This window comes from Frigoribacterium sp. SL97 (genome assembly GCF_026625765.1).
GTDB lineage: Bacteria > Actinomycetota > Actinomycetes > Actinomycetales > Microbacteriaceae > Frigoribacterium.
Map to the genome: position 1 here is coordinate 1,129,388 of NZ_CP113062.1, position 21,073 is coordinate 1,150,460.

Consider the following 21,073-nt stretch of genomic DNA (forward strand, 5'->3'; position numbering starts at 1 on the left):
CGGCGGGTGAACCGTGCGGGGCGCCGGGCGGGGGCGTCAGGCGGCGGCGGGCACGAGCGGTGCGGCCGGGTCGGCGACCCACTCGGCGAGCGAACCGTCGTACACCGCGACGTCCGAGCGGCCGAGGACGGCGAAGGCGAGGGCGTCGACGCTGGCCGACACACCCGAGGCGCAGTAGACGACCGTGCGCGGTTCGTCGGGCACGACGGCGAGGCGGTCGCGGAGGACCGGGTCGCGGGCGAGCGTGCCGTCGTCGGCGAGGAGCGTCTCGGCCGGTACGTTGACGCTGCCGGGGATGTGCCCGGCGCGGGTGAACGGGCTCGACGTGCCGTCGAACTCGTCGCGGGGCGAACCGGAGACGAGCGCCGCTCTCTCGTCGCCCGCCACCACGGACTCGACGAAGGCCTTGTCGACCCAGTGGTCGGGACGTTCGGTCGCGACGAACGGGGCGGGCGTCGGCAGGACGTCGCCGAGGTCGTACGGCTTGCCCTGCGCGAGCCACTGCGACCACCCGCCGTCGAGCACCGCCACGGCGTCGTGCCCGTAGGCGCGGAACAGCCACCACAGGCGGGACGCCCAGCGGCCGTCGACCGTGTCGTACACGACGACCGTGCTGTCGTTCGAGACGCCCAGCGCGGCCGCCGCGGCCTGGAAACGGTCGACCCCGGGCCGGGTGAAGGGCAGGTCGGAGCCGGGGTCGCTGAAGTCGACGAGCAGGTCGGCGAGGACCGCCCCGGGGACGTGACCGTCTCGCTCGAACCCGTCGCGGCCCGTGGTGAGGGCCGCCGGGCCGTCGCCACGACCCGGGCCGACGCCGCGACCCGGATCGACGTCGAGGTCGACGTCGAGATCGAGGTCGACGAGCACCGTCGCGTCGACGATCGTCAGGTCGTCGGCGCCGAGGTGGTCGGCCAACCACTGTGTCGAGACGACGGGTGAGGTGAGGACGGGTGCCATGCGGGCCACGGTAACGCCGACCGGTGACATCGGACCCTGAGTCCGCAATGAAGCGTCACAACGTGTGCGCCTCGACGAACGGGGAAACCGCGACCCGCCCCGACGGTCGTGTCAGCGACCGGCCTTCTTCGCGGTGATGACGCCGGTGTCGAAGCCCATCAGGTTGAGCCCGCCGTTGAACCGGGCGTGCTCGACCTTCATGCAGCGGTCCATGACGACGGTGAGCCCCTGTTCTTCGCCGTACCGGGCGGCCTCCTCGTCGTAGATGCCGAGCTGGACCCAGATCGTCTTCGCGCCGATCGCGAGCACGTCGTCGACGACCGATCGGATGTCGGAGGCCTTGCGGAACACGTCGACGACGTCGGGCACCTCGGGCAGCGAGGCCAGGTCGGGGTAGGCCTTCTGGCCGAGGATGGTGTCGGCTCGGGGGTTGACGAAGTAGACGCGGAGGTCGGTCGACTGCTGCAGGTAGGTGCCCACGAACGAGCTCGACCGGCTCGGGTTGGGCGAGGCACCGACGACGGCGACGCTCTTCGCCGAGCGCAGGATGGCCTGGCGCTCGCGGGCCGTGGGGCCGACCCACGTCCGCTGCGACTTGAGCAGCTTGGCCAGGGGAGACGACGCGGGCAGCTCGCAGGTCAGCCCGTTGGTCAGCTGCGTGGTGACGGTGTCGGTCACGTCGGGTCACTCGCCTTTCGTCGCCGCGGCCAGCGCCTGGTCGAGGTCGTGGATGATGTCGTCGGGGTCTTCGATGCCGACGCTGATGCGCACCGAGCCAGGCAGCACCCCCGCGTCGACGAGCTGCTGCTCGCTGAGCTGGGCGTGGGTGGTCGAGCCCGGGTGGATGACGAGCGTCTTCGCGTCGCCGATGTTGGCGAGGTGGCTGGCGAGCTCGACCGACTCGATGAAGGTCTTGCCGGCCGGACGACCGCCCTTCAGCTCGAACGTGAAGACCGAGCCGGGGCCCTTCGGCAGGTACTTCGCCGCGCGCTCGTGGTGCGGGTGCCCGGGCAGGCCGGCCCAGCGAACGCGCTCGATGCGCGGGTCGGCGTCGAGCCACTCGGCGACCTGGCGGGCGTTGTCGACGTGGGCCTGCATGCGGAACGGCAGGGTCTCGACCCCCTGGGCGAGCAGGAAAGCCGAGTGGGGAGCGAGGGCCGGGCCGATGTCGCGCAGCTGCTCGGCGCGCAACCGGGTGAGGAAGGCGTACTCGCCGAAGTTGCCGGACCAGTTGAGCCCGCCGTAGCTCGGCACGGGCTGGTCGAAGAGCGGGAACCGCTCGCTGTCCCAGTCGAAGCGGCCGGACTCGACGACGACGCCGCCGAGCGTGGTGCCGTGACCGCCGAGGAACTTCGTGGCCGAGTGCACGACGACGTCGGCACCCCACTCGATCGGACGGTTGAGGTAGGGCGTGGCGATGGTCGAGTCGACGATCAGGGGCAGGCCGTGCGAGTGGGCCACGTCGGCCAGGCCCTCGAGGTCGGCGACCTCGCCGGACGGGTTCGCGACCGTCTCGACGAAGACCAGCTTCGTCTCGGGACGGATGGCGGCGGCGTAGTCCGCCGGGTCGGAGGACTGCACGAAGGTCGTCTCGACGCCGAAGCGACGCAGGGTGACGTCGAGCTGCGTGATCGACCCGCCGTAGAGGTTCGCGCTCGCGACGATGTGGTCGCCCGCGCCGGCCAGCGAGGCGAACGTGACGAACTGGGCGCTGAGGCCGCTCGCCGTCGCGACGGCGCCGAGCCCGCCCTCGAGGCTGGCGACGCGCTCCTCGAAGGAGGCGGTGGTCGGGTTGGCGAGGCGGCTGTAGATGTTGCCGTACTTCTGCAGGGCGAACCGCGCCGCGGCGTCGTCGGTGTCGTCGAACACGAAGGCGCTGGTCTGGTAGATGGGCAGCGCCCGTGCCCCCGTCGCCGCGTCCGGGATGTTGCCCGCGTGGATCGCCCGCGTGCGGAAGCCGTACTCACGATCTGCCATGCCCCCACGCTAGCCGCTGGTCGTCACGCGGGGACCCGGGACGTCACACGGCGGAACACGGCCGACCCGCGCCTCCTGCGGGGGAGGAGCCGTCGGTCGGCGGACGGCGGCTCCGACGCCTACTTCCAGCTGGGGATCCAGTAGTGCAGCCGGATGAACTCCCAGTCCTCCAGCTGCGCCGTCCACAGGGGGTAGAAGAAGACGGACACGGCGACGGCGACCACGACGACGATCGCCGTGACGCCGATGCCGCTCAGCCGCCGGGACCGGTCGTCGGTGCGTCGGCCGAGGACGATGCCGAGCACCGCGGCCAGGCCGAGCACGAGGTAGGGCTCGAAGGCGATCGTGTAGAACTGGAACACAGTCCGGTCGGTGAACGCCAGCCACGGCAGGTAGGCCGCCGCGACGCCGACGAGGATCGCCCCGTACCGCCACTCGCGGTACCGCGCGACGCGGTAGACGAGGTAGAGGCAGGCCGCGACCGCCGCGTACCAGATCAACGGGTTCGCGACCGAGGTGATCGCCTCGCCGCACCGGGCCACGTCGCAGCCGCCCTGGCCCTCGTCGAACCCCTGGTAGTACATGCTCGTCGGTCGCAGCATCAGCAGCCAGGTGAGCGGGTTCGCCTGGTAGGCGTGCGGGGTGTGCAGGCCGACGTTGAACCCGTAGACGCCCGCCTGGTAGTGCCAGAAGTTCTGCACCACGTCGGGCACCCACGCCAGGGCTCCCGTCCACCGCGTGCCGCCGTCCTCGACCCAGCTGCGGTAGTAGCCGCCCGACGTCGCGAACCAGCCGGTCCAGCTCGCCAGGTAGGCCACCACGGCGACGGGCACGGTCAGCACGAAGCTCACCGGTGCCTGCCTGAACAGGGTGCCCGACAGCCAGAACTCCACGCCGGCCCGGCGGCGCGCCACCATGTCGACGACCACCGTGTAGACCGCGAAGAACGCCAGGAAGTACAGGCCGTTCCACTTCACGGCCGTCGCCAGCCCGCACAGCAGGCCGGCCGTCACCAGCCAGGGACGCGCCCACAGGGCGGGGCCCCAGGCGATGTCGCGACCGGCACCGCGCCTCCTCGCCCGCCAGGCCTCGAGCCGGCGGGCGCTCTGCCGGCGGTCGAGCAGCACCGCCCCGAAGGCCAGCAGGCCGAAGAACATGACGAAGTTGTCGAGCAGGGCCACCCGGGACATGACGATCGCGTGCCCGTCGATCGCCAGGAAGAACCCCGCCAGCGTGCCGAGCAGCGTCGATCGCAGCAGCAACGACCCGATGACGGCGACCAGGGCGACCGCGAGGATGCCCACGACGGCCGTGCTGATGCGCCAACTCGCCGGGTTCTCGGGACCGACCGCCGCCATGCCGAGGCCGATAAGCCACTTGCCGAGGGGCGGGTGCGCCACGAACGACGGTGCCGCGAGGAACCCGCCGACCCCGCCCGCGGCGAAGGTCGGGTCGTAGTCGGCCGGCCACGACCCCTCGTAGCTGAGGTTGAACAACGACCAGGCGTCCTTGACGTAGTACGTCTCGTCGAACACGAGGGTCGCGGGGGAGTTCAGGTGCCACAGGCGCAGCACCGCGGCCAGCAGCGTGACCGCGAGCGGGCCCGCCCAGGCCCAGACACGCCTCCTGACCGGGGTGCGCAGCACGCGCCCCCACCAGGCGTCGAGCCGGGTCGGGGGAGCCTCGCGGGCGTGGGCCGCGGTCGCGTCGTCGACCGGGGTGCCGACGGGCGGGACGGTCACCCGGTCGGTGAGCGGGTCGGCCGACGCGAGGCCCGGCTCGCCCGCCGTCGGACGGGCAGGAGGCGCGGTGCCGGCCTCGACGAGCGCGTCGAATTCGCGCTCGGGCCCGGTCGTCATCGGGCCATCGTAAGTGGGCGGTCCGGGACCGGGGGACAATGGGCGGGTGATCGTGCTCGCCGCCACCCCCATCGGAAACCTCGGCGACGCCAGCCGTCGCCTGATCGAGACGCTGTCGAACGCCGAGGTCGTCGCCGCGGAGGACACGCGCACGGCGATCCACCTGATGCGCGCCCTGGGCGTCGAGAACCGCCCCCGCCTCATCGCCCTGCACGAGCACAACGAGCGCGAGAAGGCGGGCGAGATCGTCGAGCTGGCCCGCGCCTCCGACGTGGTCGTGCTCACCGACGCCGGCATGCCCGCCATCAGCGACCCCGGGTTCCCGCTCGTCGAGGCCGCCGCGGCCGCGGGCGTCACCGTCACGGCGATCCCCGGCCCGTCCGCGGTGCTCACCGCGCTCGCCGTGTCGGGACTGCCCACCGACCGCTTCAGCTTCGAAGGCTTCCTGCCGCGCAAGCAGGGCGACCGTCTGCGCGTGCTGGGGGCGCTCGCCGACGAACGCCGCACCATGGTGTTCTTCGAGTCGCCCCACCGCCTGGCCGACTCGCTCGGCGACCTGGTCACCGCTCTCGGGGCCACGCGCCGCGTGGTCGTCTGCCGTGAGCTGACGAAGCTGCACGAAGAGGTGCGCCGCGGCAGCGCGGCCGAGCTCGCCGAGTGGGCGGCCGAGGGCGTCCGGGGCGAGATCTGCATCGTGGTCGAGGGCGCCCCCGAACGCGTCGTCGACCTGGCCGCCGGGCTCGCGCAGGTGCAGGCCCTGGTCGCCGACGGCACCCGCCTCAAAGAGGCCACCGCCGACGTGGCCGCCGCCACGGGTCTGTCGAGGCGCGACCTCTACCAGGCCGCCCTCGCCGCCCGCCCGCCCCGCGCGTAGGGCGTGGCGTACCCCGCCCAGCCCGGCGGGTGCAAGCTCGGAGGAGGCGCGTGCCCGGAGGAGGCGCGGCCCACCACGAGCAGGAGGTACGACATGAAGGCGGTCCGTTTCGAGCAGTACGGCGACATCGACGAGCTGAAGGTCGAACAGGTGGCGAAGCCCGAGGCGGGTGCCGGCCAGGTCGTGGTCGCCGTCAAGGCGGCGGGCCTGAACCCCGGTGAGGCGGCGATCCGCGCCGGACTGATGCACGACGCGTTCCCCGCGGCGTTCCCGTCGGGGCAGGGGACCGACTTCGCCGGCGTGGTCGACGAGGTCGGTGCGGGGGTCGACGAGTGGACCGTCGGTGACGAGGTCGTCGGGTGGGCCAACCGGTCGTCGCACGCCGAGTTCGTCGTCGTCGACCACGACGAACTCGTGGCGAAGCCCGAGAACGTGGCGTGGGAGGTCGCGGGCAGCATCAGCGTGACCGGACCCACCGCCTACGCCGCGCTGCGTGCCGTGCAGGCCACCGAGGGCGACACGATCGTCGTCTCGGCCGCGGCCGGCGGCGTCGGCGTGATGGTGTCGCAGCTCGCCGTCCTCGGCGGGCTCACCGTGATCGGCACCGCGAGCGAGCGCAACCACGACTTCCTGCGGCAGCTCGGCGTCACGCCCGTGGAGTACGGCGACGGCGTCGTCGACCGCATCCGTGAGGCCGCCCCCCAGGGCGTGGACGCGTTCGTGGACTGCTTCGGCCAGGGCAACGTCGGGTACGCCCTCGAGCTCGGCGTCGCGCCGCAGCGCATCGACACGATCATCGACTTCGCGGCCGTCGAGCAGCACGGCATCAAGGCCGAGGGCAGCGCCCAGGCGACGTCGCAGGCCGTGCTGTCCGAGCTGCTCGAGCTGATCTCGACCAACAAGATCATGGTGCCGATCGACGGGATCTTCCCCCTCGACGACGTCAAGGACGCCTACCGCGACCTCGAGGACGGCCACGCCCGGGGCAAGTACGTGCTCGGCATGGACGTCGTCGAGTACCCGGGCGAGCACGCCGGCGAGCGGGCGGGTTCCGACGACCGCACCGAGGAGCACGACGCGACCTGACCGGTCGACGCGACCCGCGCCTCCTCGTCCCCGGCGGCGGACGCAGGAGGCGCGGGTCGCGTCATCACGTCGGTGCCCCCACCTAAGATGGTCCCCATGCCCGCCGGCGACTCCTTCTTCATCGCAACGCCCATCTTCTACGTCAACGACGTGCCGCACATCGGTCACGCCTACACCGAGGTCGCAGCCGACGTGCTCGCCCGGTGGCACCGTCAGCGGGGTGACGACGCCTGGCTGCTGACTGGCACCGACGAGCACGGTCAGAAGATCCTGCGCACGGCCACGAGCCACGGCGTGACCCCGCAGGAGTGGGCCGACAAGCTCGTCACCGAGTCCTGGAAGCCCCTGCTCGAGACCGTCGACATCGCCAACGACGACTTCATCCGCACGACCGACGCCCGCCACGAGGCCGGCGTGCAGAAGTTCCTGCAGAAGCTCTACGACGACGGCTTCATCTACCAGGGCGAGTTCGAGGGCTTCTACTGCGTCGGCTGCGAAGAGTACAAGCAGCCGAGCGACCTGGTGCCCGGCACCGGCGCCTACGAGGGCGAGCAGGTCTGCGCGATCCACAGCATCCCGGTCGAGGTGCTGCAAGAGAGCAACTACTTCTTCCGCATGAGCGACTTCGAGCAGCGACTGCTCGACCTCTACGAGGCCCAGCCCGACTTCGTGCAGCCCGACTCGGTGCGCAACGAGGTCGTCTCGTTCGTCAAGCAGGGTCTGCGCGACCTGTCGATCTCGCGACAGAGCTTCGACTGGGGCGTCAAGGTGCCCTGGGACGAGAAGCACGTCGTCTACGTGTGGTTCGACGCCCTGCTCAACTACGTCACGGCCATCGGCTACGGCGTCGACGACGACGAGTTCCGGCGTCGCTGGCCGGCCGTGCAGCTCGTCGGCAAGGACATCGTGAGGTTCCACGCCGTCATCTGGCCCGCGATGCTCATGGCGGCCGGGCTGCCCGTCCCCAAGAACGTCTTCGGCCACGGCTGGCTGCTGGTCGGTGGCGAGAAGATGTCGAAGTCGAAGCTCACGGGCATCGCCCCTCAGCAGATCACCGACGTCTTCGGTGCCGACGCGTTCCGGTACTACTTCATGCGCGCCATCACCTTCGGTCAGGACGGCAACTTCAGCTGGGAAGACATCGCGGCCCGCTACCAGGCCGAGTTGGCCAACGGGTTCGGCAACCTGGCCTCACGCGTCGTGGCCATGATCACCCGCTACTTCGACGGCACCGTGCCCGTCGCCGGCGACCTCACCGAGGCCGACCTGGCCGTCCGCGAGACCGAACTGCGGGTCACGGCCGAGGCCGACGCGGCGATCGACCGGTTCGCCATCAACGAGGCGCTCGCGTCCATCTGGCAACTGGTCGACCAGCTGAACGGGTACATCACCGAGCAAGAGCCCTGGGCCATCGCGAAGGACGAGTCGCAGCGCGAGCGCCTGGCGACGGTCCTCGCCACCGCGCTGCGGGGTCTCGGCACCCTCACCGTGCTGCTGTCGCCGTTCATCCCGACGGCCACGCGCACCCTGTGGCAGTCGATCGGGCAGGGCGAGCTGACCAGCCAGCCCGTCGATCGTGCGGCCGAGTGGTCGAGCGCTCCCGACGTCCAGCCGCTCGCCGCCGGTCTCTTCCCGCGCATCGAACAGCCCGAGCCCGCGGCATGAGCGACGACACGTCCGGTGGCGGCGGCGCGACCTCCGGGCCGGCCGACGGAGTCCCGGCGACGCACGTCCGCCACCGCTCGTCGGGCGCGGACGGCCAGAAGCGCGACCTGACCTACCCCGCGCCTCCCCAGCCCCTCGTCGTGCCGGTCTACGACAACCACACGCACCTCGAGATCGCCGACGGCGTCGGAGACGACGGCGACGGCCCCCTCGACTACCGCGAGCACCTCGACCGGGCCTCGTCCGTGGGCGTGCGCGGCGTGGTGCAGGTCGGCACCGACCTCGAGACGTCCCGCTGGTCGGCCGAGATCGCCAGCCGCGAGCCCCGGGTGCTCGCCGCCGTCGCCATCCACCCGAACGAGGCCCCGGCCCTCGCGGCCGCGGGCACCCTCGACGAGGCGCTGTCCGAACTGGACGGGCTCGCCGCGAGGCCGCGCGTGCGCGCCGTCGGCGAGACCGGGCTCGACTTCTTCCGCACCGGCGACGACGGTCGGGCGGCCCAGCTCGAGGCGTTCCGCGGCCACATCGAGATCGCCAAGCGCCACGGCCTGGCCCTGCAGATCCACGACCGCGACGCCCACGACGACGTGGTCGACCTGCTGCTCGAGGTGGGCGCTCCCGAACGCACCGTCTTCCACTGCTTCAGCGGCGGGCCCGAGCTGGCGAGCATCCTCGCCGAGAACGGCTGGTACGCGTCCTTCGCCGGCACGGTGACGTTCAAGAACGCCCAGCCCCTGCGCGACGCCCTCGTGCAGTTGCCGCGCAACCTGATCATGGTCGAGACCGACGCGCCCTACCTGACGCCGGTGCCCTACCGCGGTCGCCCCAACGCGCCGTACCTGATCCCCTTCACGCTGCGGTCGATGGCCGAGACGATCGGCACCGACGTGTCCATGCTCGCGGCCCAGATCTCGTCGACGACCGAACTGGTCTACGGCAGCTGGGACAGCGAGCCCGTGACGGTCGAGGGCTGATGTCGCGCGCCACCCTGCTCGGCCCCGCCGAGATCCGTGACCTCGCCGACCTCCTCGGCGTGCAGCCGACCAAGAAGCTCGGGCAGAACTTCGTCCACGACGCCAACACCGTGCGTCGCATCGTCGCCGCGTCGGGTGTCTCGGCGGGCATGACCGTCGTCGAGATCGGCCCCGGGCTCGGCTCCCTGACCCTCGGCCTGCTCGAGGCGGGTGCCAAGGTCGTGGCCGTCGAGATCGACAAGCGCCTCGCCGAACAGCTGCCGAAGACCGTCGCGCAGCTGCAGCCGGCGGCCGACCTCACCGTCGTCGTCGACGACGCCCTGCGCGTGACGACCCTGCCCGACGAACCCACCCACCTCGTGGCGAACCTGCCGTACAACGTCAGCGTGCCGGTGCTCCTGCACTTCCTCGAGCACTTCGGCGGGCTCGAGCACGGGCTCGTCATGGTGCAGTCCGAGGTCGGTCTGCGCCTGGCCGCCGAGCCCGGCTCGAAGGTCTACGGCGGCCCGAGCATCAAGGCGGCGTGGTACGGCGAGTTCCGGGCCGCGGGCCAGGTCAGCCGCCAGGTGTTCTGGCCCGTGCCGAACGTCGACAGCATCCTCGTCGCGTTCGACCGCAAGCCGGCCCGCGGCAGCGAGCTCGAGCGTCGGGCGACCTTCGCCCTCGTCGATGCCGCGTTCCAGCAGCGACGCAAGATGCTGCGCCAGTCGCTGTCCTCCCTCTACGGGTCGTCCGCCGCCGCCTCCGAGGCTCTCGAGCGTGCCGGACTCGCCCCGACCCAGCGGGGAGAGCAGCTCACCGTCGACGACTTCCTCGCCGTGGCCCGGGTCAGCGACGTCGACGCCCTCGCCGGGGCGTCCGTCGCCGCCGTGCTGCACGCCGACGAGGGCGAGGCCGGCTGAGCCGTGCCCCGACGCAAGAACGGCCCCGACGGCGCGCCGTCCGGCAGGGCCAGGGGCAGGGACGGTGGCGGTGACGAGCGCGGGCACGGTGAGCAGCGGCTCAGTGACGCCCGGCTCGGGTCGGGCACCGGACGCGGTGCGGCCGAGTGGTTCGCACGGCTCGACGCCGCGGGGGCGGCGCGACTGTCCCACGAGCAGATCTCGCGCCTCCTGGTCGACGAGTTCGAGGTCGTGCCGTGGTGGGCCGAAGGGATCACGGTGCGCTACGAACAAGAACGCGGCGTCGAGCCGCCGGGGCGTCAGCCCGACGGCAGCTACGCGGTCACCGTCGGCCGCAGCCTGAGGGGTGCACCGCTCGAACTGTTCGACCTCGCCGTCGACCGGTTCGCCCGGTACGCCGGCGGTCCGCCCGAGGTCGTCGCCCGGTCCGCGACGCGTCCGACCGCCGACTGGACCCTCGCGCACGGGGACACGCTGCGCCTCCAGGTGGTGTCGACCGCCGGTCCGAAGTGCTCGGTGTCGTTGACGCAGGGCAGCCTGCGCCTGCCCGAACGGGTGCAGCCCGTGAAAGAGGGGTTGACGCGGGCGTTCGGCGTCATGAGTGATCGCCAGAACTGACTAGGTTGGACGCATGACGTCCGTGGCCGCCCCGACCGTGGTCCACACGCGTGCGCCGGGCAAGATCAACGTCTTCCTCGCCGTCGGTGACCTGCAGGACGACGGTTATCACGACCTCGCGACCGCCTACCAGGCCGTCTCCCTCTACGAGGACGTGCGCGCGCGTCGCGCCGACGACTTCACGGTCAGCGTCACGGGTGGCCCGTCCATCGACGTGTCGGGCGTGCCGACCGACGGGTCCAACCTGGCGATCAAGGCCGCCCGCCTGCTGGCCGAGACGACCGGCTACACGGGCGGCGTCGCCCTGACCGTCGACAAGGCGGTGCCCGTGGCCGGCGGCATGGGGGGCGGATCGGCCGACGCCGCCGCGACGCTGCTCGCGTGCGACACGCTCTGGGGAACCGGCGTCGGTCGTGACGAACTCCTGCGGCTCTCGGCCCGACTCGGTGCCGACGTCCCGTTCGCCTTCGCCGGGGGCACCGCGATCGGTACCGGTCGCGGCGACGAGCTCAGCCCGGCCCTGGCGAAGGGGCAGTTCCAGTGGGTCCTGGCCGTGGCCGACGTCGGCCTCTCGACGCCGCGCGTCTACGACGAACTCGACGCGCACCGTCTGCGGCACCAGGGCGAGATCCGCTCGGTGCGGCACCCCGTCGTCGACGCCGGCGTCCTGCAGGCACTCCGGGCGGGCGACCCGGGCATGCTCGCGGACGCCATGCACAACGACCTCCAGGCGCCCGCCCTGCACCTCCAGCCGGGCCTGGCCGACGTCCTCGAGCTCGGTGAGGGCAACGGGGCCCTCGCGGGCATCGTGTCGGGCTCCGGCCCGACGGTGGCGTTCCTCGCACCCGACCTCGACGGCGCTCTCGAGCTGCAGATCGCGCTGAGCGCAGCCCGTCTCACGGTCGTCCGCGCCACGGGCCCGGTCCACGGCGCCCGCGTCGTCACCGACTAGGCCCGGGCCCCAGGGCGTCGCCGAGCCCCCCCGCGCGCGCAGGGGGGCTCGGCGACGCCCCGGGGTCTCGCGGGCTCAGCGCTCGTACTTGAGCACGTTCGTGCGGGTGAGGTGCCACTCGTCGGCGACGTGGAAGCCCTTGGCGGCGAGGTCCGCGGTGACCCGGGGCCTCCAGTCCTGCTTGTCGCTCGTGATCAGCCAGACGACGTCGAGGTCGTCGGTGCGGTCGATGACGTCCTCGAGCGGGTGCTGGACCTCCCACAGCCCGCCGGTCTCGGCCGCGGGGGTCTCGAGCGTGAAGTCCGACATCCCTTCGAACGCCGCGGGGTACGTGTTCTCGATGATGCGCGACGTGGCCTTCGGGTGTCGACGCACGGGGCCGAAGACGACGCCTTCGGCCGTCCCGGCCGGTTCGAGCGCCCGTTGCTCGCTCACGAGGTCGGCCACCTGGTTCCACGCGGCCGAGTCCTTCGCCTCGGGCTGACGCTGACGTTCGTAGGTCGGGGCGGTGAGCACCACGGCGACCAGCAGGACGAGGGCGATCACCCGCCGCCAAGGGATGGCGGCCACGGCGACGGCCATCATGATCGCGACGGCCGGGGTGCCGAAGGTCAGGTAGCGGGGCGAGTAGAGCGGCTCGGTCACGAGCGAGACGCCCACGAGGCCGACGGTGGGCACGATCATCCAGGGCAGGACGACCTCGGCCAGTCCCCGGGCACGGGGCACGAGACCGGCGACCACGACGACCAGGCTGGCGAGCACCAGCATCCAGCCGAAGACGGCGAAACGGTCGTTCTGGTAGAACCACTGCGTCGTCAGCACCTGGTCGATCGTCGCGAAGCTCGGCCGGTCGAGCCAGCCGACCTGGCCGCTCTGCTCGGACGTGAAGTACACGACGGGCAGGCTCGCGAGTCCGGCGACGGCCGCACCGGCGAACCAGCCGAGGAACGAACCGCGTGCTCCGTGCGGTGCGCCGACGAGCGGGGTCGACGCCACGGCGTCCTGCGACGTCGCCACCGACCCCGAGGAGGCGCGGAGCCGGCGCTCGCGTCGCCACTGCACCAGCATGGTGACGCCGTGCCCCACCACGACGAAGGCGACGTACAGGAAGAAGAGAACCGAGACGACGGCGAGCACGGCGTAGGCGACCCACCAGCGGACGGCCGAGGCCCGGGTGCGGGTCTCGCCGACCTGGGCGGTCCGGCGCGAGGCGGTGACGAGGACGAGGGTCAGGGCGACGGCGAACATCGCCGAGAAGGCGTACGAACGGCCCTCGCCGCCCATCCAGGTCACGCGGGGGATCAGGCAGAACAGCAGGCCCGCCACGACGGCCGTCCGGCGGTCGGCCAGGGTGCGGGCGAGCACGACCGTGAACGCGGCGGCGAGCCCCGTGACGATCGTGCTGGGCACCCGGAGCGAGATCGGCGAGTACGGGAAGACGTCGAACCACAGATGCATGAACGCGTAGTACGTGGCGTGCACCAGGTCGACGGTCTGGACCATCTGCCAGAGCTGGCCCCAGCTGCGCGTCGCCGAGATGACCGTCGCGGCCTCGTCGTACCAGACGGACGGCACCCAGAGGAAGGCGCCCGACAGCAACGCGGCGAGCAGGCCGACGAGCACGGCGTCGAGATGACGCCAGTGCCGGAGGCGCGTGAGGGCCGTGCTGCGGCCGGTCCCGGGCGTCGTGGATACAGTGGGCGCGGTCGATCGACCGTCGGCCGGATGCAGGAGGTTCGTCATGTCGTCTCTTCCCCCTCTCGGAGGATCTCGCGTGCGACACGGGGGTGACGCGCGCGGGGCGGCCGTGCACGACGGTGGCGTGCACGGTGCCGGCGTGCGCGACGATGGACACGGCGGCGACCCCGTCGAGGGCGAACGCTACTCGCGAAGCGTGCGCCTGCCGGGGTTCGGTCTGGGCTCCCAGGGGCGCCTGGCGGCGTCGAGGGTGCTGGTGGTCGGGGCCGGCGGGCTGGGCGCGCCGGTCATCCAATATCTCGCAGCCTCGGGTGTGGGAACCCTGGGAATCGTCGACGACGACGCCGTCGATCTGTCGAACCTACAACGGCAGGTGCTCTTCCGCCCCGACCAGCTGGGCTTCCCGAAGGCCCGCGCCGCCGCCGACTGGGTGCGTGCCGCCAACCCGGACGTGACCGTCGTCGCCCACCCCGTCCGACTGAGCGACCGCACCGCCGACCTGCTCGACGACTACGACCTCGTGGTGGACGGCAGCGACTCGTTCGACACCTGCTACCTGGTGGCCGACGCCGCGGCCGAGCGCGGTCTGCCGGTCGTCTGGGGCAGCGTCAACCGCTGGGACGGACAGTTCAGCGTCTTCTGGGACGACGCCCCGGACGCCCGGGCGGTCGACTACCGCGACCTGCACCCTGCCCCGCCCGCCTCGGGCTGGGACGAGTCCTGCGCCGACGTCGGCGTGCTGGGGCCGCTGTGCGGGACGGTGGGCGCGGGCATGGCCGGAGAGGTCGTCAAGCTGCTGACCGGTCTCGGCGATCCGCTGCTCGGCCGGGTCGTGACCGTCGACGCCCTGGGCGGCACCTGGCGGGAGAGCCGGTTGGCCCGCGCCCCGCACCGGGCCGAGGCCCGGGCGACGGTGAACGACGCGCGCCGCGCCTCCTCGTCCTCGGTGCCCGAGGCGCAGGCGACCACCGCCGACGCGCCCGCGGCCCGTGGTCGCCGCGTCGGCCCCGACGTCGACGCGGCCGAGCTGACGACCCTGCTCGGGGCGCGAGCGACGGGCGATGCCGACTTCACGCTGCTCGACGTGCGCGAGGTCGACGAGCACGACTTCGCCCACATCTCCGGTGACGTGCAGGCTCCCGGGTACGGCACGCGCACCCGCCAGCGGCCCGAGCTCGATCCGGCGCAGCGGGTGGTCGTCTACTGCGCCCGAGGGCCGCGGGCCCGCGCCGCGGCCGACCTGCTGGCGGGCGAGGGCTTCGACGTGTCGGTGCTGCACGGCGGCATGCTCGGGTGGCAGCTCGCGCAGGGGGCACCCACGCGGCCGTAGGCGGGCGTTCAGCCGCCGGCGAACGGCGGCATGACGTCGATCACCGCGCCGTCGGGGACGAGCTGCTCGCGGTCCCGCGTGGTCAGGCCGTCGACGAGGAACGAGCAGCGCAGCAGCACGTCGCGGAAGTCCGCGGCCGATACGACCTCGACCGGGCGGACCTCGGTGAGCAGGCGCCCGATGGTCGGACGTTCGCCCGCGGGCACCTCGACGCGCTGGTCGTCGCGGCCCACGGCGGTGCGGGCGGCGGCGAAGAACCGCAGCGTCGCCGAGAAGGGGGCCGAGACGGGGGCCGGGGTGGCTCCGTCGACGGTGGGGGCGGGGTTCGTGGTCGTCATCTCAGCCTCCGATGGCGCTCATGGTGCGTTCCGGCTGCACGAAGTCCGGGTCGTCGATGCCGTGGCCCGAGGGCTTGGCCCACATGGCACCGCGCCAGGCGTCGGCCAGTTCGAGGTCGCTCGCCCCGCTCCGCAGCAGGTCGCGCAGGCCGGTCTCTCCGCCGCTGAAGAGGCAGCTGCGGATGCCGCCCTCGGCGGTCATGCGGGTGCGCCGGCAGTCGGCGCAGAACGGTTCGCTGACCGAGGCGATGATGCCGACCCGCCCGGCCAGTCCGGCGTCGTCACCGCGGCCGACGGCGTCGAACAGCTCGGCGGGTGCTCCGTCGCGCTCGACGTCGGCGGGGCTGAGGTCGAAGCGCGTGGCGATCAGCGAGTGGATGTCGCGTGAGGTGACGAAGGAGGCGCGGTCCCAGCTGCGGTCGGCGTCCAACGGCATCTGCTCGATGAACCGCAGCTCGTGGCCGCCGCGCAGGGCCCAGGCGAGCAGGTCGGGCGCCTCGTGGTCGTTGATGCCGGGCAGCAGGACGGCGTTGATCTTGACCGGGGTGAGGCCGGCCGCCGCCGCGGCGTCGACGCCGGCGAGCACCTTGTCGAGGAACGGACGACGCGAGACCTTCATGAACGTCTCGGCGTGCAGCGAGTCGAGCGACACGTTGACCCGGTCGAGCCCGGCGTCGGCCAGGGCCTGGGCGCGGTGCGCCAGGCCGATGGCGTTCGTCGTCAGCGACACCTCGGGCCGCGGGTCGATCGCGGCGACCCGTCGCACGATGTCGATCAGGTCGGCACGCAGCAGCGGCTCGCCCCCGGTGAACCGCACCTGCCGGACGCCGAGGTCGCGCACGCCGATGCCGACCAGGCGCACGATCTCGTCGGCGTCGAGCGCCTGTTCACGGGGGAGGGCCGGCAGGCCCTCCGCCGGCATGCAGTAGGTGCAGCGCAGGTTGCACTTGTCGGTCAGCGAGACCCGCAGGTCGGTCGCGGTCCGACCGAAGCGGTCGAGCAGTCCCGGAGCGGCGTCGCTCGACGGCCGCGCGGGCAGCAGGTCGTCGGCGGGGGCCCGGCCGGGCATGGTGGGCAGTCCGAGCGAGACGGTCATCCGTCGAGGTTAAGCCCGCGGGGCCGAACGTGGGGTGTCCATGGGAGGCGACCCGCGCCTCCTTTCGCTCCGCCGTGCACGACGCCCCGCCCCGCAGGCTCGTCCGGGGCCACTCGCTGCGGCTGCGCGACCGCGCATTCGGAACTAGGCTCGCGTCCATGACGCAGATACGGATCAAGGACGCGGCGGCGTTCCTCGGCGTGAGTGACGACACCGTGCGACGCTGGATCGACCTCGGCCTGCTCGAGAGCGAGAAAGACGATGCCGGGCGCGGCGTGGTCGACGGGCTCGCGCTCGCGACGCTCGCCCGGAAGAACGCCGTGCTGCCCGCCGACCCGTCCGAGGTGGGGCGGTCGGCACGCAACCGCCTGGTGGGCGTCGTGACCGAGATCACCGCCGACCGGGTCATGGCCCAGGTCGAGCTGCAGTGCGGCCCCCACCGCATCGTCTCGCTGATGAGCAGCGAAGCCGTCCGAGAGCTGGGCCTCGAACCCGGTTCGGTGGCCATCGCGGTCGTGAAGGCCACGACGGTCATCATCGAGACGCCCGGCGGGAAGGCCTGACCATGAGACGGACCCCCCGCGTCGTCACGGCGCTCGTCGGAGCCCTCGCGGTGGCGACGGCCCTCGCCCTGACGGGGTGCTCGGGCGCGACCGTCGACACGGCGACCAGCGCGACACCGACGGCCTCCGACCCGACCCTCGAGGGGTCGATCACCGTCTACGCCGCCGCCTCGTTGACGACGACGTTCACCGAGCTCGCCGACGAGTTCGAGAAGGCGAACCCGGGCACGACCGTCGACCTGACCTTCGCGGGCTCGTCCGACCTGGTGACGCAGATCACCGAGGGAGCCCCGGCCGACGTCTTCGCCTCGGCCGACGAGAAGAACATGGCGAAGCTGACCGACGCCGGACTCGTCGACCCGTCGGCCTCGGAGGACTTCGCCACGAACGTCCTCACCATCGCCGTGCCGCCGTCGAACCCCGCCGACGTCACGGGCTTCGCCGACCTCGGTAAGTCCGACGTGACGACCGTGGTCTGCGCGGCCCAGGTGCCCTGCGGTGCGGCGACGGTCGCGGTCGAGCGGGCCACCGGCGTCACGATCTCGCCGGTCAGCGAGGAGTCCTCGGTCACCGACGTGCTGGGCAAGGTCACCTCGGGGGAGGCCGACGCCGGGCTGGTCTACGTCACGGACGTCGAGGCCGCCGGCGACAGCGTGACAGGCATCGAGTTCCCCGAGGCCGACCAGGCCGTCAACACCTATCCCATCGCCCCTGTGGCCGACACGGCGAACCCGGCGGTGGCCGAGGCGTTCGTCGCCTTCGTCACCGGCGAGGTCGGGCAGGGCGTGCTGCGGGACGCCGGCTTCGGCGCGCCGTGACGCCCGCCCCGCACCGTGCCTACGCCGGCGTCCCGGTGTGGATCGCGGTCGTCGCGGCCCTGGGGGCGGCCTTCGTCCTGCTGCCCCTCGTCGCCATGGTGTCGAGGGTCGACTGGGCCGAGTTCGTGCCGCTGGTCACCTCCGAGTCGTCGGTCGCCGCGTTCTGGCTCAGCCTGCGCACGTCGGTCACGGCGACCCTCCTCTGCGTCGTGCTCGGCGTCCCGATGGCGGTCGTGCTGGCCCGCACCGGGTTCCGGGGCCAAAGGGTGCTGCGGTCGCTCGTGCTGCTGCCGTTGGTGCTCCCGCCCGTCGTCGGAGGCATCGCGTTGCTCTACACCTTCGGGCGCCGCGGCCTGCTCGGTCAGGCGTTCGACGCGCTCGGCGTGACGATCGCGTTCTCGACCACGGCGGTCGTGCTGGCCCAGACCTTCGTCGCCCTGCCCTTCCTGGTGCTGAGCCTCGAGGGCGCCCTCCGCACGGTGGGCACGCGCTACGAGGCCGTCGCGGCGACCCTGGGTGCCCGGCCCACGACCGTGCTGCGGCGGGTCACGCTGCCGCTCGTGCTGCCCGCCCTCGTCTCGGGCGCCGTGTTGTCGTTCGCGCGGGCCCTCGGCGAGTTCGGCGCGACGCTGACCTTCGCGGGCTCCTTGCAGGGCGTCACGCGGACCCTTCCGCTCGAGATCTACCTGCAACGCGAGACCGATCCCGACGCCGCCGTGGCGCTGTCGCTCGTGCTCGTCCTCGTGGCGGTCGTCGTTGTCGCCCTGGCCCATCGGGCGGGCGGGCCGTCCGGCGTCGCCACCCGGAGGCGCGGGTCGTGACGCTCGAGTTCGCGGCGGTCGTCGAGGACCGCGGCTTCGACGTCGAGCTGGAGGTGGCCGACGGAGAGACGGTGGCCGTCCTCGGCCCGAACGGGGCCGGCAAGTCGACGCTGCTGTCCCTGGTCGCCGGCCTCCTGCGACCCGACCACGGCACGGCCCGCCTGGGCGACCGCGTGCTGTTCGACGTCGACGGCCGCGGGCGCGGACCCTCGCTGCGCCCGCACGAGCGCGGCGTCTCGATGCTCGCCCAGGACGCCCTGCTCTTCCCGCACCTCAGTGCGCTCGACAACGTCGCCTTCGGTCCGCGCAGCACCGGGGTGCCTCGACGCGAGGCCGGCCGCCGAGCCCGCGACTGGCTCGACCGGGTCGACGCCACGGGGCTCGCCGAGCGGCGTCCGGCGCAGCTCTCGGGTGGACAGGCGCAGCGGATCGCCGTCGCCCGTGCCCTGGCCGCCGACCCCTGCCTGTTGCTGCTCGACGAGCCGATGGCGGCTCTCGACGTGTCGGTCGCGCCCGCCCTGCGACGGACCCTGCGCGACGTCCTCGCCGACCGCACGGCGGTGATCGTCACGCACGACGTCCTCGACGCCTACACGCTGGCCGACCGGGTCGTCGTGCTCGACGGCGGCCGGGTCGTCGACGCCGGCCCCACGCGCGCCGTCCTCGACCGTCCGACCACGCCGTTCGCCGCGGGGCTCGCGGGGCTCGACCTGCTGACCGGCACGGCCCGCGGGGGAGGCGTCCGGTTGGAGGACGGCACCCTGCTGACCGCCCGGTCCGCCGACGGGCTCCCGGCGGGCGCCGCGGCCGCGGTGGCCGTGCGGCCGAGCGCCGTGCGCGTGACGACCGGTACCCCCTCGGGTCCGACGTCGTCCGAGAACGTCCTCGACGTCGTCGTCACGGACCTCGAACCCCGCGGGGACGTCGTCCGGGTCCGGGCCGGCGACGTGTCGGCCGACGTCCCGCCCGGCGTGGTCGCCGGCCTCGACCTCGTGCCGGGCAGCGTCGTCCGGTTCTCCTTCGACGCCGGAGACGCCGTCGCCTACCTGGTCTGAGCGGGCCCGGGGCTCGACGAGGGGGCGGACCGTCGGCGGCCGACGACCCGACGCAACCGGTCGACGTCGCCCCCGACGGCGTCGAGCAACCGGTCCGTGAACCCGGGGCCGGCCCGCCAGAGCGTCACGAGCAGGATGACGAGCACGGCCGAGGCGAGCGACGCCCGCTGCAGCGCCATGCCCGGCTCGAGCTGGCGCACGAGCAGCGCGAGCGGGATCGCCAGCCACTCGACCCGCCCGGTCAGCGCGACGAACGGCACCAGCAGCAGGGCGTACCAGGGGTAGCGGGGGCTCACCGCCACGAGCGTCACGCCGATCATCACGAGCTGGCCGAGCCACGGGTCGTGAGCCGGGGTCTTCACCCACACGAGCACCGCCGTGACACCGACGATCAGCACGGCGACCGGTGTCGTCCACGCGTCCGGCATGAAGGCCGACAGGAACACGAAGCGCGAGCCGTCCTCGTAGCCCTCTTCGGTCAGGTAGCCCGGCAGGTACCCGAGCACGCCCCACCCGGTCATCGCGACGTAGGGCACGTAGAGCACGGCGAAGGTGACGACGGAGGCGCTGATCACCTTCCAGGGCTGCCCGCGCAGCAGGGCGGGTGCCGCGATCACCGGGATCAACTTGGTCGCGATGGCGGCCCCGAGGGCGATGCCGCCGCGGAAGCGCCGACCGGTGGCGACGAGCAACGACGCGGCGACCACGAGCACGGCACCCAGGAGGTCGACGTGCGAGTTCGTGACGCCCTCGCCGACCACGAGCGGGCACCAGCCCCACAGCGCGGCCCAGCGGGGGTCGAGACCCCGCCGGCGCAGGGTCGCCAGCAGGGCGACGGTCGTGCCCAGCACGAGCACGAAGCCCATCGCCTGCAGCGGGAAGAACCCGGCGTCGGGGCCGACCACGGCGGACACCGCCCAGAAGTACAGTTCGGCCATCGGCGGGTAGATGGTCGGCACGTCGGGCCGGTTGATCAGCGTGCAGACGACGTCGCCCGTCTGGCTGTCGTAGGCACGGTGGACCTGGCGGTCGGGTTCGCCGCAGCGCTCGCCGATCGTGCCGTCGTCGCGGGTGAACGGCGTCGACTCGGGGAAGATCCAGGCCGGCCGCAGGTCGCGCAGCTCGCCCGCGTCGGGCGTGTACTCGTACGGCGAGACGCCGGCGGTCTGCACGATGCCGTCCCAGGCGTAGCGCGCCGGGTCGGGGCTCGTGTTGGGCACGCCGGTCAGGCCCGCCCCGCCGACCAGGGCCGTGCCCGCCACGACGAGAGCGGTGACGTGGCGCACGGGCACCCGGCGCAGCAGCAGGACCGCCAGGGCGAACAACGCCCAGCACACGGCGGTCCAGACGACGAAGTCGGTCCGCAGGTCTTTCATGAGGAATCCGACGTTCACGACGCCCCAGGCGATCGCCCCGGCCAATCCGAGGACGGCCACGGCCGCGAACACAGTACGCACGCCCCCAGTCTGGCCGAATCGGCCCTGGGAGTC

Annotated in this window: 20 protein-coding genes; 12 read left to right on the top strand and 8 right to left on the bottom strand. The window is 72.7% G+C overall.

Features of this window, described 5'->3' with window-relative positions; all coding sequences use genetic code 11:
* Positions 1-36 precede the first annotated feature (36 nt).
* From OVA02_RS05455 to OVA02_RS05470, 4 genes are all read right to left on the bottom strand, one after another.
* Entirely contained in the window at positions 37-957 is a 921-nt protein-coding gene (locus tag OVA02_RS05455; RefSeq protein WP_056048914.1) for a sulfurtransferase, read from the bottom strand.
* Positions 958-1,068: 111 nt separating this feature from the next.
* Entirely contained in the window at positions 1,069-1,635 is a 567-nt protein-coding gene (locus tag OVA02_RS05460; protein ID WP_056048910.1) for a CoA-binding protein, read from the bottom strand.
* A gap of 6 nt (positions 1,636-1,641) precedes the next feature.
* On the bottom strand, positions 1,642-2,934 hold the full coding sequence (locus tag OVA02_RS05465) for an O-acetylhomoserine aminocarboxypropyltransferase/cysteine synthase family protein (RefSeq protein ID WP_056048907.1): 1,293 nt from the start codon (positions 2,932-2,934) through the stop codon (positions 1,642-1,644).
* Between the two features lie 119 nt (positions 2,935-3,053).
* Positions 3,054-4,793 carry a dolichyl-phosphate-mannose--protein mannosyltransferase gene (locus OVA02_RS05470; RefSeq protein WP_082460598.1) on the bottom strand — a complete coding sequence of 580 codons (1,740 nt, stop codon included), beginning with the start codon at positions 4,791-4,793 and terminating at the stop codon, positions 3,054-3,056.
* Between the two features lie 46 nt (positions 4,794-4,839).
* On the opposite strand from OVA02_RS05470, the gene rsmI reads away from it, so the two are divergent.
* The 7 genes from rsmI (at position 4,840) to OVA02_RS05505 (ending at position 11,864) form a co-directional block, all read left to right on the top strand.
* Entirely contained in the window at positions 4,840-5,667 is an 828-nt protein-coding gene (gene rsmI, locus OVA02_RS05475; RefSeq protein ID WP_056048904.1) for a 16S rRNA (cytidine(1402)-2'-O)-methyltransferase, read from the top strand.
* Between the two features lie 93 nt (positions 5,668-5,760).
* A complete protein-coding gene (locus OVA02_RS05480; protein ID WP_082460597.1) occupies positions 5,761-6,753 on the top strand; it encodes an NADP-dependent oxidoreductase in 993 nt (330 codons plus the stop codon).
* A 96-nt stretch (positions 6,754-6,849) separates the two neighbouring features.
* On the top strand, positions 6,850-8,418 hold the full coding sequence (gene metG, locus OVA02_RS05485) for a methionine--tRNA ligase (protein WP_056049295.1): 1,569 nt from the start codon (positions 6,850-6,852) through the stop codon (positions 8,416-8,418).
* Positions 8,415-9,392: a TatD family hydrolase gene (locus tag OVA02_RS05490; RefSeq protein WP_082460596.1), complete on the top strand. Its 978-nt coding sequence runs from the start codon at positions 8,415-8,417 to the stop codon at positions 9,390-9,392. The genes metG and OVA02_RS05490 overlap by 4 nt, the downstream gene beginning before the upstream one ends.
* Positions 9,392-10,294 (top strand): 16S rRNA (adenine(1518)-N(6)/adenine(1519)-N(6))-dimethyltransferase RsmA, encoded by a 903-nt coding sequence (gene rsmA / locus OVA02_RS05495; protein WP_056048901.1) that lies wholly within the window; start codon positions 9,392-9,394, stop codon positions 10,292-10,294. Before OVA02_RS05490 ends, rsmA begins: the two co-directional genes overlap by 1 nt.
* A 3-nt stretch (positions 10,295-10,297) precedes the next feature.
* Entirely contained in the window at positions 10,298-10,912 is a 615-nt protein-coding gene (locus tag OVA02_RS05500) for a hypothetical protein (protein WP_056048896.1), read from the top strand.
* Positions 10,913-10,925: 13 nt separating this feature from the next.
* Positions 10,926-11,864: a 4-(cytidine 5'-diphospho)-2-C-methyl-D-erythritol kinase gene (locus tag OVA02_RS05505; protein WP_159827195.1), complete on the top strand. Its 939-nt coding sequence runs from the start codon at positions 10,926-10,928 to the stop codon at positions 11,862-11,864.
* 75 nt (positions 11,865-11,939) lie between these two features.
* Here the strand turns inward: OVA02_RS05505 and OVA02_RS05510 are convergent, their stop codons facing one another.
* Positions 11,940-13,607, bottom strand: coding sequence for a glycosyltransferase family 39 protein (locus OVA02_RS05510; RefSeq protein WP_056048895.1), 1,668 nt, complete (start codon positions 13,605-13,607; stop codon positions 11,940-11,942).
* 31 nt (positions 13,608-13,638) lie between these two features.
* On the opposite strand from OVA02_RS05510, the gene OVA02_RS05515 reads away from it, so the two are divergent.
* Entirely contained in the window at positions 13,639-14,892 is a 1,254-nt protein-coding gene (locus OVA02_RS05515; protein WP_267659384.1) for a ThiF family adenylyltransferase, read from the top strand.
* Between the two features lie 8 nt (positions 14,893-14,900).
* Here OVA02_RS05515 and OVA02_RS05520 read toward each other — a convergent pair whose 3' ends face one another.
* Complete coding sequence (locus OVA02_RS05520; protein ID WP_267659385.1) at positions 14,901-15,230, bottom strand: MoaD/ThiS family protein; 330 nt, start codon at positions 15,228-15,230, stop codon at positions 14,901-14,903.
* Position 15,231: 1 nt separating this feature from the next.
* Positions 15,232-16,326 (bottom strand): GTP 3',8-cyclase MoaA, encoded by a 1,095-nt coding sequence (gene moaA, locus OVA02_RS05525; RefSeq protein ID WP_123571616.1) that lies wholly within the window; start codon positions 16,324-16,326, stop codon positions 15,232-15,234.
* Between the two features lie 158 nt (positions 16,327-16,484).
* Here moaA and OVA02_RS05530 point away from each other — a divergent pair, with 158 nt between their 5' ends.
* The 4 genes from OVA02_RS05530 to OVA02_RS05545 are packed head-to-tail and all read left to right on the top strand — an operon-like array spanning position 16,485 to position 19,583.
* On the top strand, positions 16,485-16,889 hold the full coding sequence (locus tag OVA02_RS05530) for a TOBE domain-containing protein (RefSeq protein ID WP_056048887.1): 405 nt from the start codon (positions 16,485-16,487) through the stop codon (positions 16,887-16,889).
* Positions 16,890-16,891: 2 nt separating this feature from the next.
* A complete protein-coding gene (gene modA, locus OVA02_RS05535; protein ID WP_056048882.1) occupies positions 16,892-17,707 on the top strand; it encodes a molybdate ABC transporter substrate-binding protein in 816 nt (271 codons plus the stop codon).
* Positions 17,704-18,528, top strand: a complete 825-nt coding sequence (locus OVA02_RS05540; RefSeq protein WP_056048879.1) for an ABC transporter permease — start codon at positions 17,704-17,706, stop codon at positions 18,526-18,528. Before modA ends, OVA02_RS05540 begins: the two co-directional genes overlap by 4 nt.
* The gene (locus OVA02_RS05545; protein WP_267659386.1) at positions 18,525-19,583 is read left to right on the top strand and encodes a sulfate/molybdate ABC transporter ATP-binding protein; all 1,059 of its coding nucleotides are present in this window, start codon (positions 18,525-18,527) and stop codon (positions 19,581-19,583) included. The genes OVA02_RS05540 and OVA02_RS05545 overlap by 4 nt, the downstream gene beginning before the upstream one ends.
* On the opposite strand, the gene OVA02_RS05550 is transcribed toward OVA02_RS05545, so the two are convergent.
* Positions 19,571-21,040, bottom strand: coding sequence for a glycosyltransferase 87 family protein (locus OVA02_RS05550; RefSeq protein ID WP_267659387.1), 1,470 nt, complete (start codon positions 21,038-21,040; stop codon positions 19,571-19,573). The two genes, OVA02_RS05545 and OVA02_RS05550, sit on opposite strands and share 13 nt — an antisense overlap.
* Positions 21,041-21,073: the final 33 nt, after the last annotated feature.